This is a genomic window from Pseudomonas sp. NBRC 111138, assembly GCF_001320835.1.
Taxonomy (GTDB): Bacteria; Pseudomonadota; Gammaproteobacteria; order Pseudomonadales; family Pseudomonadaceae; genus Aquipseudomonas; species Aquipseudomonas paracarnis.
Window position 1 is genome coordinate 12,251 of the sequence record NZ_BCBO01000097.1, and the last position, 13,168, is coordinate 25,418.

The window sequence follows — 13,168 nt, forward strand, 5'->3', positions numbered from 1 at the left end:
CAGCTCCTACAGTTCCGAGCGTATTTCAAATCAGTCTAGTGTCGAACCGCTGATCGTCGTACCGCGCTCCGGGAAGAACAAACGCTGCAGTTCCGCCCCCGGGTTCTCGGCGCGCATAAAGGTCTCGCCCACCAGGAACGAGTACACACCACTGATTTCCATCAATTCCACATCGGCGCGATTGACGATGCCACTCTCGGTAATCACCAAGCGATCGCGCGGAATACGCGGCAGCAGGTCGAGGGTAGTTTCCAGGCTGACGTCGAAGGTATGCAGGTTACGGTTGTTGACGCCCACCAGCGGAGTATCGAGGGTCTTCAATGCGCGCTCCAGCTCGTCGCCGTCATGCACTTCGACCAACACGTCCAGGCCGACGCTTTTGGCCACGGCCGCCAGCTCCGCCATCTTCACGTCATCCAATGCCGAGACAATCAGCAAAACGCAGTCGGCACCCAAGGCACGAGCTTCGACGATTTGGTACGGGTCGACCATGAAGTCCTTGCGGATCACCGGCAGCTTGCACGCAGCGCGCGCCTGTTGCAGGAACGAGTCGGAACCCTGGAAGTAGTCAATATCCGTCAGCACAGACAAGCAGGTTGCCCCACCCTTCTCGTAACTGACGGCGATCTCAGCGGGTACGAAGTGTTCGCGAATCACGCCTTTGCTCGGCGAGGCTTTCTTGACCTCGGCGATCACGGCCGGCTGCTTGAGCTTGGCCTGGGCGATCAAGGCATTGGCAAAGCCGCGTGGCGCATCGGCGGTTTTCGCCCGCGCTTCCAACTCGGCCAGGCTCACACGGGCGCGGCGCTCAGCCACTTCTTCAGCCTTGCGGGCCAGGATCTTTTCCAGAACGGTTGGCACACTCATCCTTCATTCTCCATCTTGAATACGGCGGTGAATGCTCCCAGCTCTTCGAGCTTCTCACGAGCCAGGCCGGTGTGCAGCGCATCGTGGGCCAAGGCGACACCTTCCTTGAGACTATAGGCATGGTCGGCGGCGTAAAGGGCTGCGCCAGCGTTGAGCACAATCATTTCCGCAGCTTTCTGACCGTTTTCGGTCTTGCGACGCCCCAGGGCATCACGAATCAATTCCAACGAAGCTGCCGGGCTTTCCACCGCCAGGCCGTGCAAGCTCTGGCTTTTCATACCAAGGTCTTCGGGCTCGACCCAATATTCGGTGACCTCGTCGTTCTTCAGCTCCGCCACGAAGGTCGGCGCCGCCAGGCTGAACTCGTCGAGGCCATCCTTGGAATGCACCACCAGCACATGCTTGCTGCCCAGGCGTTGCAAGACTTCGGCCAGCGGCCGGCACAGCGCCTGGCTGAACACGCCTACCACCTGGTGCTTCACACCGGCCGGATTCGTAAGCGGGCCGAGCATGTTGAACAGGGTACGCAAGCCAAGGTCCTTACGCGGGCCGGCAGCGTGTTTCATTGCGCCATGATGGGACTGGGCAAACATGAAGCCGATACCAACGCTGTCAATGCAGCGCGCTACTTGCACCGGCGTGAGGTTCAGGTAAATACCGGCCGCTTCCAGCAAGTCGGCACTGCCGCTCTTGCCAGACACTGCACGGTTACCGTGCTTGGCGACGGTGCAACCAGCGGCGGCCACCACAAAAGATGAGGCGGTCGACACGTTGAAAATATTCGCACCGTCACCGCCGGTGCCCACCACATCGACGACGCCGTCGAGAGTCTTGAGCTCGACCTTGTCCGCCAGCTCACGCATCACCGACACCGCACCGACTATTTCGTCGATGCTTTCGCTCTTCATGCGCATCGCCATCATAAAGGCGCCGATCTGGGCATCGGTGCATTGGCCGGTCATGATCTCGCGCATCACATCGCTCATTTCCGCGGTGCTAAGGTCCAGATGGCCGACGATACGGCTCAGGGCAGTCTTGATATCCATGAAAAGTCCTTAGCGCGTGCCGCCGCTCTGCTTGAGAAAGTTGGCGAACAGCTCGTAGCCCTGCTCGGTCAGGATTGATTCAGGGTGAAATTGCACCCCTTCGATGTTCAGCGTCTTGTGACGCAAGCCCATGATCTCGTCGACCGAGCCGTCTTCCAATTGGGTCCAGGCGGTCAATTCCAGGCATTCGGGCAAGGTTTCACGCTTGACCACCAGTGAGTGGTAACGGGTCACGGTCACCGGCAGGTTCAGGCCGTGGAACACACCCAGGTCACGATGGAACACCGGGCTGGTCTTGCCGTGCATGACCTCCCGCGCGCGCACCACATCACCGCCAAACGCCTGGCCGATGGACTGGTGGCCCAGGCAGACGCCCAGGATCGGCAGCTTGCCGGCGAAATACTGGATAGCTTCCAGAGAGATGCCCGCTTCGGTCGGCGTGCACGGGCCAGGTGAGACGACGATGCGCTCGGGGTTCAACGCGGCGATTTCGGCAACAGTGAGTTCATCGTTGCGCACCACCTTGACCTCGGCACCCAGCTCGCCCAGGTACTGCACAACGTTGTAGGTAAAGGAGTCGTAGTTATCAATCATCAGCAACATGTGGGTTCAAACCTCTTGAATTCACTGATTTCAAATGACCGCCTTCCAAGAGTGTGACCCGCTGCCAGACGCACGTTCCGGTTGCCAGGGTGAGTTGGCAAGGGGCGTCAGGCAACGGGTGAAGAAGGCAAATCGGTACAGGTCCGGCCAGGCCGGCAGAGAAAAATGTCAGGCGCGCCAACGCCAACGGGCGTGTGCCTTGACTACTCGCATCAAGAGTTTGCTGATGATCAACACGGGGAGGGTCTCATTCATACGTTCAGGCACAGTAACGTAGGCTCGCCAGCGGTGCAATATGGAGCCGCAAATACGGGGGCCAACGTAGGCAGATTCCACATATCCCTACAGAAAATGCTAGAAATTTTGCTAGTGTTTCACTTCCAACATAAAAACAACCGAATGGAATCTTGCATGCTCAGACCAGCGTTTTTCACGCCCCTTGCTGGCTGCCTCCTGTCATTGGCCTGCGCCCAGGCGTTCGCAGCCCCGTCACCTTATTCAACTATGGTGGTTTTCGGCGACAGCCTGGCTGATGCAGGCCAGTTTCCCGACGGTTCGGCCGGTGCCACGTTGCGCTTTACCAATCGAACCGGGGCGAACTTCCAGGGTGAGTACGGCCTGGTCTCCTCAACCCTATTGGGTGCCAAATTGGGGGTAGCCCCCAATGACCTGAATGCCTCCACCTCACCCGTTCGCGCAGCCCAAGGTTTGCCAGACGGGAACAACTGGGCAGTGGGTGGTTACCGTACCGACAATATCCTCGACTCTATTACCTCAGTCTCCGATGCTGCGATTCCCCCCGGCAATGCCGGTGGTGGCACCGTGTTGCGCAGCCGGCAGGGCTATTTGCCGGCCAATGGTGGGAGAGCTGACCCGAACGCGCTCTACTTCCTTTCCGGTGGGGGCAACGACTTCCTCCAAGGCCGGGTACTCAGCCCCGCTCAAGCGGTCGCCGCAGGTGGGCGTCTGGCGGACAGCGCCCAGGCTCTGCAACAGGCCGGCGCACGCTACATCATGGTCTGGATGCTACCCGACCTGGGGCTGACGCCAGCCATCAACGGCACCCCACAGCAAGCAGCGACCTCGGCCCTGAGCAATATTTTCAACCAGTCCCTGGTACAGCGCCTGTCACAAGTGGATGCGCAGGTTATCCCGCTGAACATCCCGCTGTTGTTGAACGAGGCTTTCGCCGATCCGGCCCGCTTCGGCCTCGCCACCGGCCAGAACCTGACCGGCACCTGCTTCAGCGGCAACAGTTGCACCGCCAACCCAACCTACGGCATCGGCGGTACCAATCCGGACCCGACCAAGCTGATCTACAACGACTCGGTCCACCCTACTGTGGCCGGGCAACGCTTGATTGCCGACTACGCCTATTCGCTACTCGCCGCGCCGTGGGAACTGACCTTGCTGCCGGAAATGGCCCAAGGCACATTGCGCGCCCACCAGGACGAGCTGCGTAACCAATGGCAAGCAGACAACGGCAGTTGGCAAGCCGTCGGCCAATGGCGCGCCATAGTGGCCGGCGGCGGCCAACGCCTGGATTTCGATGATCAGAGCAGCTCGGCCAGTGGCGACGGCAGCGGCTACAACCTGAATATCGGTGGCAGCTACCGGCTCGATGAAAACTGGCGCGTGGGCGTTGCCGCTGGCCTGTATCGGCAGACCCTCGAAGCCGGTGCCAATGATTCGGACTACAAGCTCAACAGCTATATGGGCACGGCTTTCGCTCAGTATCAGCAAAATCACTGGTGGGCCGATGCCGCATTGACCGGCGGCAAGCTGGACTTCGACAGCCTCAAGCGCAAGTTCGCCCTGGGTGTCAGTGAAGGCTCGGAGAAAGGTGATACCGATGGCTGGCTCTGGGCACTGAGCGGCCGCGTGGGGTATGACATCGCCACACCGGGCGGCGACTGGCACCTGTCGCCGTTCATCAGCGCCGATTACGCGCGGGTTGAAGTCAATGGTTACTCGGAGAAAAACAGCCGCTCCACCGCCCTGACCTTTGATGATCAACAACGCGACTCCAAGCGCCTGGGCGTCGGCCTGCAAGGCAGCTACCGCATCGCGCCGCAAACCCAGGTTTTTGGCGAAGTTGCACACGAGCATGAGTTTGAAAATGACACCCAGAAGGTGAACATTTCGCTCAACAGCGTCCAGGGAATCGACTTCAAGCTGGACGGCTATACGCCTCGCAGTAACTCTGACCGCTTGAGCCTGGGTGTCAGCCACAAGCTGACTCAGGACCTGGCACTGCGCGCGGCGTATAACCTGAGGAAGGATGACAATTTGACCCAGCAAAGCATCAATGTCGGGGTCAGTCTGGATTTCTAAATACTGCGCAAAACAAATGTGGGAGCTGGCTTGCCTGCGATGGCGGTGGATCAGTCACTGAATATCTCAAGTGACACACCGCCATCGCGGGCAAGCCCGCTCCCACATTTTTTATTCCAGCTTCAGTCTTGTGGCGTTTGCTCTGCCAATGCCACGGCACGGAACATCGCTCGGCGCTTGTTCAGGGTTTCTTCCCACTCAAGGGCCGGCACCGAGTCCGCCACAATCCCACCACCAGCCTGCACATGCAGTTCGCCATCCTTGATCACGGCCGTGCGGATCGCAATGGCGGTGTCCATATTGCCGTTCCAGGCAAAATACCCGACGGCGCCGCCGTAGACACCACGCTTGACCGGCTCCAGTTCGTCGATGATTTCCATCGCACGGATCTTCGGCGCCCCCGACAATGTGCCCGCCGGCAAAATCGCCCGCAGTGCGTCCATCGCCGTCAGCCCGGCCTTCAGCTCGCCGGTGACGTTGGACACGATATGCATCACATTGGAATACCGCTCAATGACCATCTTCTCGGTCAGTTTCACCGAGCCGATTTCCGAGACACGCCCGGTGTCGTTGCGCCCCAGGTCGATCAGCATCAGGTGTTCGGCGATTTCCTTGTCGTCGCTGAGCAGGTCTTCTTCCAGCGCCACGTCGGCTTCTTCGGTCGCGCCACGGGGGCGCGTGCCGGCAATCGGGCGCACGGTGATCAGGTTGTCTTCAACCCGCACCAGCACTTCCGGCGAACTGCCGACGACGTGGAAATCGCCAAAATTGAAGAAGTACATATACGGCGTCGGGTTGAAGCAACGCAGTGCGCGGTACAGGTCAATCGGCGCGGCCTTGAAGTCGATGGACATGCGTTGCGATGGCACCACTTGCATGCAGTCACCGGCGAGGATGTATTCCTTGATGGTATCGACGGCACGCTCGTAGTCATCCTGGGTAAAGCTTGAGCGGAACACCGGGTCGGCCGCGGGTGGGCGGCTGAGGTCCAGGCCGCGACGCGGGGTGATCGGCTGGCGGAGTTTCTCAAGCAGCGCTTCCAGGTTGGCCTGGCCTTGCTCGAAGGCATCAGCCTGGGCAGGGTCGGCAAGGACAATCGCATGCATCTTGCCGGCGAGGTTGTCGAACACCACCACCGCGTCGGACACCATCAGCAAAATGTCCGGCACGCCCAGCGGGTCCGGGTTCGGGCATTTGCCCAAGCGCTTCTCCACATAGCGCACGCAGTCATAGCCGAAGTACCCCACCAGGCCGCCATTGAAGCGCGGCAGGCCAGCGATGGTCGGCACGTTGTAGCGCGCCTTGAAGGTTTCGACAAAAGCCAGCGGGTCTTCTACGTCATGGCTTTCGATCTCCACGCCATCATGGGTGATGCTCACATGATGGTCGTGTACCCGCAGCACCGTGCGGCATGGCAGGCCAATGATCGAGTAACGACCCCACTTCTCACCGCCCTGTACCGACTCGAGCAGGTAGGAGTTGGGCTCGTCGGCCAGCTTCAAGTAGATCGACAGCGGCGTATCGAAGTCGGCCAGGGTTTCGCAAGCCATGGGGATACGGTTATAGCCGGCAGCGGCCAAACGCAGGAATTCTTCGCGGGTCATGAGGTGCCTCGTGGTGTGAGGGTCAAACAGTCAGGTAGGCAAACGTGCCGCAAACGCGGCCAGGATCAGTCAGGCGCGCCAACGCCAGCGGGCCAGGGCCTTGATGACTTTCATCCAGAGTTTGCGAGTGACCACCACGATGGAATTTCCAGAAGGGGACGAATCAATGTCGGGCAACGTTATCTCAGCGCCAGCGCCCAAGCAACCGGGGATTAGCAGTCGCAGGTCATCAATCACCAGCGCGGGGGACTCCTCCGCAATCGGCCGGCCATGGTTGTAACCATAACTCAAGGCCACACACTGCACGCCCGCCGCCTTGGCCGCCAGCACATCACTGCGTGAATCGCCGACAAACAGCGACTGAGACGCCGGAATATTGGCCATTTTCATTACGAAAAACAGCGCCGCCGGGTCGGGTTTTTTCTGCGGCAAGGTATCGCCGCCGATGATCCAGCGGAAGTAGCGACCGATTTTCATCTGGTCCAACAACGGCGCAACGAAGCGCTCCGGCTTGTTGGTGATCAGGGCCATTTCCACGCCCTGCTTGCTCAACCACTTGAGGGTATCGCGCACACCGGGGTAAACCACGGTCAGTTCGTGGCTGCTTTCATAAGCGGCATTGAACAGTTCCAAGGCATGTTCTGCCTCGACCTCATCCACACCCGTGGCATCGATGTCGTTGGCCAGGGCCCGGCGCACCAACATCGGTGCGCCATTGCCAACCCATTCGCGCACCGACTCGATCCCTGCCGGCTTGCGCCCCAGCTTGAGCAGCATCTGGTCCACCGCGGCCGCCAGGTCAGGCACCGAGTCGATCAAGGTACCGTCCAGATCGAACATCACCAGCCGTGGCAATTTGCCGGGGAACAACTGCTCAAAACCGCTCATGGACGCGCCAGCGCCAGTTCGGCACGCATCTTGTCGATGACGGCCTGGTAGTCCGGGGCGTTGAAGATAGCAGAGCCGGCCACGAAGGTATCGGCGCCCGCTGCGGCGATCTCACGGATATTGTTGACGTTGACCCCGCCGTCGATTTCCAGGCGAATGTCACGCCCCGACGCATCAATCAGCGCACGGGCCTCACGCAGCTTGTTCAAGGTGCCAGGGATGAACTTCTGCCCGCCGAAGCCTGGGTTGACGCTCATCAGCAAGACCATGTCGACCTTGTCCATCACGTACTCAAGCACGCTCAGCGGAGTAGCCGGGTTGAATACCAGGCCCGCCTTGCAGCCGCCTTCGCGGATCAGTTGCAGTGTGCGGTCAACGTGCAGCGTGGCTTCAGGGTGGAAGGTGATGTAAGTCGCACCCGCCTCGATGAAGTCACCGACGATACGGTCTACCGGGCTGACCATCAGGTGCGCATCAATCGGCGCAGTGATGCCGTACTTGCGCAACGCGGCGCACACCATCGGGCCGATGGTCAGGTTGGGTACGTAGTGGTTGTCCATGACATCGAAGTGCACGAAGTCGGCACCGGCGGCCAACACCTTGTCCACTTCCTCACCCAGGCGGGCGAAGTCGGCAGAGAGAATCGATGGAGCAATGACGAAGGGCTGCATGACGCACCTTTTTTGAGCTAAATCACGATGGCGCGCATTGTATACCTCATGCTTTGCTGCGCGCACCGTGACCTATCTCAACGGTTAGTAAGCTGCGCGGTAGATTTTTTCGATATCGGCGGCGCTGAGCTTGCGCGGGTTGTTGCGCATCAAGCGCTCAATGCCTGCGGCTTCGCTGGCCATGGCCGGGATGGCGTCCTCGGGCACGCCGAAACTGCGCAGGCCGGACGGGATCTCCACCGCCGCACACAGCCGCGTCATCGCCGCTACAGCCTGGTCAGCAGCGTCATTCACACTCAGCCCGGCGATATTGACGCCCATGGCCTGGGCGATGTCCTGCATGCGCTCGACGCAGGCCAATTTGTTCCAGTGCATCACATACGGCAACAACAGCGCGTTGCTTACGCCATGGGCAATGTTGAAGCGCCCACCCAACGGGTACGCCAGCGCATGCACGGCACCGACGCCAGCGTTGCCAAAGGCCATGCCGGCCATCAGGCTGGCGGTGGCCATGTCGTCACGGGCCTGCAGGTTCGCCGGATTGGCGTAAGCCTTAGGCAACGCGCTGGCAATCAATTTGATCGCACCGATGGCCAGGGCGTCGGTAATCGGCGAGGCATTCAGCGACAGGTAGGACTCGATGGCGTGCACCAAGGCGTCCACGCCACTGGCGGCCGTGACACCGCGTGGGCAGGTCAAGGTCATTTGCGGGCTGATCAGCGCAACGTCCGGCAGCAAGTAATCGCTGACGATGCCTTTTTTCAGCTGCGCCGCCTTGTCGGACAGTATCGCCACGTTGGTCACCTCCGAGCCGGTGCCGGCGGTGGTGGGGATGGCGATCAACGGCGGGCCTTTGCGCGGCACCTGATCGACGCCAAACAAGTCCGCCAGCGCGCCGTGATAACCGGCATAGGCCGCCACGCTCTTGGCGATGTCAATGGCACTGCCGCCGCCCACACCGATCAGGCCGTCATGCCCGCCTTCGCGGTACGCACGCATGCAGTCTTCGACGATGGCAATTTCCGGATCGGGCAGCACACGGTCGAAGATTTCGTAGGCTCGATCACCCAGATGCTCCAGGGCCAGCGCCACGGTGCCGGACTGGACCAGCGCGGCGTCGGTGACGATCAACGGATTATCCACATCCAGGCGCGTGAGTTCGGCAGCCAGTTGTTCGATGGCACCTGCGCCGGTCAGCAGTTTGTGGGCGATCTTGAATGAGGAAGTACTCATGTGCGCGGCCTCTTATGAATGATGGGCTGGCACAAGAATAGCCGCACCTGGCGTGTTGTCTGCCATTCACTGGTTGAATGGTCGCACCGCGCCCATCAAGGCAGCCAACAAACCGCCGATAATCTGTTGGTAATGAGAACCGCGCCTCATACCCCTGACAAATACCGACCAACCCATTAGGCTGCTGGAATCACTTCTGGCCGGGAATCAACGATGCTTTTTCTTCACCGTTCGGCACTGCCAGCACTGTGCCTGTCACTCCTGTTTACCAGTGTCTTGCCTGTTCAGGCCGAGGATGCGCCCTCGCCTGCCGTCGAAAAACCGGCTGAACGCCAGCCACTGTCCGAGCGTAGCCAACAAGAAGCCAGTGCGCTCGAACGGCAGGTGCCGCTGCAAGAGCAACAGCAATTGCAGGCGGGTAGCGAGTCGTTCCTGGCGCTGTGGAAACCCGCCAACAGCGCCGAAGCCGAGGGTGTGGTGATCCTCATACCAGGTGCTGGGGAGAACGCGGACTGGCCGCAAGCAATCGCGCCTCTGCGGCGTAAGTTGCCGGACGCCGCCTGGGGCACCCTCAGCCTGTCATTGCCTGACGTCAGTGTGGATACCCTGCCGCCACGGCTCATCGAACCGCCGAAAGCGGCGGTCGATACCAGCAGCAAGGAAGGCAGCACCGCTGCCAAGCCGGTCGAACAGGCCGCCAGTGCCGAGGCCGAAGGCACTGACCCGGCGGTGGTGCCGGGGGCGGATGAGCAGGACAAGACCGACGCCAAGCGCATCTTCGACCGTATCGACGCCGCCGTCGCCTTCGCCCAGACCCAAAGCGCCCGCAGTGTGGTGTTGCTCGGCCATGGAACCGGGGCCTGGTGGGCGGCACGCTACCTGAGCGAGAAACAACCCTCCCAGGTGCAGAGGTTGGTGATGGTGGCCGGCAAGACGCCTGCGGCTCGCCAACCAGACCTGCAACAACTGGCGCCGGTCTTGAAGGTGCCCACGGCGGATGTGTTCTATCAAGAAGACGCCCAGGACCGCAAAAACGCTCAGGAGCGACGCCAGGCGGCCAAGCGCTCGAAGAATGACAGCTATAAACAGGTGTCGCTCACGGCGTTGCCCGGTAATAGCGCGGCAGAGCAAGAGCAGTTATACCGCAGGGTTCGCGGCTGGTTGAGCCCACAGGGCGGCGCAGACTGACACTCCGCTATCGGGGGCAACATCGCTTTCTGTAGGAGCGAACTTGCGAAAACGTCAACGATAATGCGTGCTTCCTGAATAAACGCGGCCCCTGGGAGTTTTTCGCGAGCAAGCTCGCTCCTCCAATCAGGGCTTGCCACTGCCACATAGAGTTGAGTGACTATAGCCTCAGCGAAAATCGCGCCGCTCACGAATCAACGCATAGGCGTTATGCAATTCACGGGTTCGTTCAGTCGCCTCCCGTACTTGCGCGGGGCTGGCACCCGTGCCGGCGATCTTGTCCGGATGGTGACGGCTGAGCAGGCGGCGGTAGGCGCGCTTGATCACCGAAGGCTCAGTGGTTGCCGTCACCCCCAGGATACGCAACGCCTCCTGATAGGCCCCCCCACGATTGGCCACTGGCTTGCGCTCCGGCGCGTAATCGGTCGCCAATGCCTGCAGCTGCTGCGGCGTCCAGCCCAGCCACTTGCCCCACTGGTCGATCAGGTCGCGCTCGGCAGCATCCGCCCGACCGTCCGCCCACGCCATGCGCCAACAGGCGCGCAGCACGCCTTCCGCCGCATGGGGCTGCGTCTTGAGCACCCGCAGGTAACTGCGTACACGGTCACTGCCGGACTTGCCACGGTTGAAGGCGCTGATCGCGCGGCGCTGGGCCGGCTCACTCATGTCCAGTGCGCGCATTTCCTGGCGCGCTTGCTGGATATGCCCATCGACAACCCGGCCATTACTCTTGGCCAGGCGTCCCAGCAGCACGAACAACAGCTCGTCGTTGCGCAAGGCCGGACGCCCACCCAGGCGCTCACGTAACTGCGCCCAACTGTGCAATTGCAAGCGACGATCCAAGGCCTGCCCCAGCAATGCCCCCAACAAAGCCCCCGGAATACTGGCAATGGCAAAGCCAGCCCCGGCGCCGATCAGCGTCCCTGGCCACAACATCCTAGCGTCCCTTTGTCAGCAAGGTTTCGACCTGCGCCAGTCGCTCCAGCGTCCCCACATCCACCCAGCGTCCTGCCATGTGCTCCCCCGTTACCAGACCTTTGGCGATGGCCTCGCGCAACACCGGGGCCAACTTGAAGGCACCGGCGCTGCAACCCGCGAACAACTTGGGGTCGAGCACTGAAATGCCACTGAAGGTCAGGTTATCGGCACCGGGCGCGGCATCATGAAGCACACCGTGATCCAGGTAGAAATCCCCGCCCGACGGGTGGTGCGCAGGGTTGTCGACCATCACCAAGTGCGCCAGGCCCCGGATCGGCTGCTTGAGCTGGGTGAAATCGTAGTCAGTCCAGATATCGCCATTGACCACCAGAAACGGTTCGTCGCCCAGCAGCGGCAATGCCTGGAATATGCCGCCCCCCGTTTCCAGCGGTTCTCCCTCCGGGGAGTAGCGGATGCGCAGACCGAACTGGGCACCGTCGCCCAAGTAGCTTTCGATCTGCTCGCCGAGCCAGGCGTGGTTGATCACGATCTCGGTAAAGCCGGCCTTCGCCAAGGCTTCAAGGTGATACTCGATCAGCCGCTTGCCGCCGGCTTGCACGAGCGGCTTGGGCGTATGCAGGGTGAGCGGGCGCATGCGCTCGCCCTTGCCCGCCGCCAGGATCATCGCCTTCATACGCTGGCCTCAGCAGGTTCGCGCAGGCTGGCGAGCAATTCGCCCAGGTCACTCAACTCAGGTCGGTCGGCCAGCACCGCTTCTATATAAGCAAAGAAACGCGGCACGTCGGCCAGGTAGCGTGGCTTGCCGTCGCGGTGGCAGATACGCGAAAAAATGCCGATAACCTTGAGGTGACGCTGCACGCCCATCAGGTCGCTGGCACGCAGGAACTCTTCAAAGTCGTCCTGTACGGGAATCCCCAACTGCCCGGCGCGCTGCCAATAGCCGCGCTGCCATTCACGCACGCGGGCCTGGGGCCAACTGAGGAAGGCGTCCTTGAACAGGCAGGTGATGTCGTAGGTCACTGGGCCGTAGACCGCGTCCTGAAAGTCCAGCACGCCGGGGCTTGGCTCACTGACCATTAGGTTGCGCGGCATGTAGTCGCGGTGCACCAGCACCTTGGGCTGGGCCAGCGCGCTGTCGATCAACTGCTGGCTGGCACGTTGCCAGAGGGCTTGTTGCTCAGGGTCGAGGTCGATGCCCAGGTGACGACGCACGTACCATTCCGGGAACAGTTCCAGCTCGCGACGCAATAAGGCCACGTCATAGCTGGGCAACGGCGCATCCATCGGCAATTGCTGGAAAGCCAGCAGCGCGTCGATGGCATCAGCAAATAATTGATCGGCATTTTCACCGTCAATCACGTCCAGATAGGTTTTTCTGCCCAGGTCATTGAGCAAAAGAAAGCCACGGGGCAGATCTTCTGCATAAATTTTTGGCACATTTATTCCCGATTTCGCGAGCAAATGCGCAATATCGACGAAAGGTTTGCAGTTTTCCTGGGGGGGTGGCGCGTCCATGACGACGAACGTATGGGCACCGCCCTCCCATCGAAAATAACGCCTGAAACTCGCGTCGCTGCTGGCCGCGGTCAATGTGGCCGGGGGCACGGGGCCCCAGTCCTGAGCGTTGAAGAGGATCGGCAACTGCTCATCCAGCCAGACTTCCAGCTGTTGTAAACGTAGATCTTGCTCGGGCATTACAAGGGTCTCCGACGGCGCTAGCCGTCAAGCGGGGCATGCTTTATTATCACGCATCTTTTTCAGACCATCGAGAGGCGTGCGGCCCAAACCGCGGGCA

At 60.9% G+C, this 13,168-nt stretch carries 12 protein-coding genes; 2 read left to right on the top strand and 10 right to left on the bottom strand.

Features of this window, described 5'->3' with window-relative positions; all coding sequences use genetic code 11:
• Positions 1–30: 30 nt before the first annotated feature.
• From trpC to APH41_RS18765, 3 genes are read right to left on the bottom strand one after another with little or no spacing between them, the layout of a single operon-like run.
• Positions 31–867 (bottom strand): indole-3-glycerol phosphate synthase TrpC, encoded by an 837-nt coding sequence (gene trpC, locus APH41_RS18755; protein ID WP_054920682.1) that lies wholly within the window; start codon positions 865–867, stop codon positions 31–33.
• The gene (trpD, locus tag APH41_RS18760) at positions 864–1,913 is read right to left on the bottom strand and encodes an anthranilate phosphoribosyltransferase (protein WP_003194694.1); all 1,050 of its coding nucleotides are present in this window, start codon (positions 1,911–1,913) and stop codon (positions 864–866) included. Before trpD ends, trpC begins: the two co-directional genes overlap by 4 nt.
• A 9-nt stretch (positions 1,914–1,922) precedes the next feature.
• Positions 1,923–2,516, bottom strand: coding sequence for an aminodeoxychorismate/anthranilate synthase component II (locus tag APH41_RS18765; RefSeq protein ID WP_032895052.1), 594 nt, complete (start codon positions 2,514–2,516; stop codon positions 1,923–1,925).
• A 411-nt stretch (positions 2,517–2,927) separates the two neighbouring features.
• Here APH41_RS18765 and estP point away from each other — a divergent pair, with 411 nt between their 5' ends.
• Entirely contained in the window at positions 2,928–4,850 is a 1,923-nt protein-coding gene (estP, locus tag APH41_RS18770; protein WP_054920684.1) for an esterase EstP, read from the top strand.
• A gap of 122 nt (positions 4,851–4,972) precedes the next feature.
• On the opposite strand, the gene trpE is transcribed toward estP, so the two are convergent.
• The 4 genes from trpE to APH41_RS18790 all read right to left on the bottom strand — a co-directional run bounded on the left by trpE (position 4,973) and on the right by APH41_RS18790 (position 9,246).
• Positions 4,973–6,454: an anthranilate synthase component I gene (gene trpE / locus APH41_RS18775; protein WP_034128814.1), complete on the bottom strand. Its 1,482-nt coding sequence runs from the start codon at positions 6,452–6,454 to the stop codon at positions 4,973–4,975.
• Positions 6,455–6,523: 69 nt separating this feature from the next.
• The gene (locus tag APH41_RS18780) at positions 6,524–7,342 is read right to left on the bottom strand and encodes a phosphoglycolate phosphatase (protein ID WP_044269436.1); all 819 of its coding nucleotides are present in this window, start codon (positions 7,340–7,342) and stop codon (positions 6,524–6,526) included.
• Positions 7,339–8,013, bottom strand: a complete 675-nt coding sequence (gene rpe, locus APH41_RS18785) for a ribulose-phosphate 3-epimerase (RefSeq protein ID WP_003194703.1) — start codon at positions 8,011–8,013, stop codon at positions 7,339–7,341. The genes APH41_RS18780 and rpe overlap by 4 nt, the downstream gene beginning before the upstream one ends.
• A gap of 84 nt (positions 8,014–8,097) precedes the next feature.
• On the bottom strand, positions 8,098–9,246 hold the full coding sequence (locus tag APH41_RS18790) for an iron-containing alcohol dehydrogenase (RefSeq protein ID WP_003194705.1): 1,149 nt from the start codon (positions 9,244–9,246) through the stop codon (positions 8,098–8,100).
• A gap of 213 nt (positions 9,247–9,459) precedes the next feature.
• Between APH41_RS18790 and APH41_RS18795 the strand changes: the two genes are divergently transcribed.
• Positions 9,460–10,434, top strand: coding sequence for an alpha/beta hydrolase family protein (locus tag APH41_RS18795; protein WP_054920687.1), 975 nt, complete (start codon positions 9,460–9,462; stop codon positions 10,432–10,434).
• A 168-nt stretch (positions 10,435–10,602) separates the two neighbouring features.
• On the opposite strand, the gene APH41_RS18800 is transcribed toward APH41_RS18795, so the two are convergent.
• From APH41_RS18800 to APH41_RS18810, 3 genes are read right to left on the bottom strand one after another with little or no spacing between them, the layout of a single operon-like run.
• A complete protein-coding gene (locus APH41_RS18800; protein ID WP_054920689.1) occupies positions 10,603–11,370 on the bottom strand; it encodes a TerB family tellurite resistance protein in 768 nt (255 codons plus the stop codon).
• 1 nt (position 11,371) lies between these two features.
• A complete protein-coding gene (gene murU, locus APH41_RS18805; protein WP_054920691.1) occupies positions 11,372–12,046 on the bottom strand; it encodes an N-acetylmuramate alpha-1-phosphate uridylyltransferase MurU in 675 nt (224 codons plus the stop codon).
• A complete protein-coding gene (locus APH41_RS18810) occupies positions 12,043–13,068 on the bottom strand; it encodes an aminoglycoside phosphotransferase family protein (protein ID WP_054920693.1) in 1,026 nt (341 codons plus the stop codon). Before APH41_RS18810 ends, murU begins: the two co-directional genes overlap by 4 nt.
• Positions 13,069–13,168: the final 100 nt, after the last annotated feature.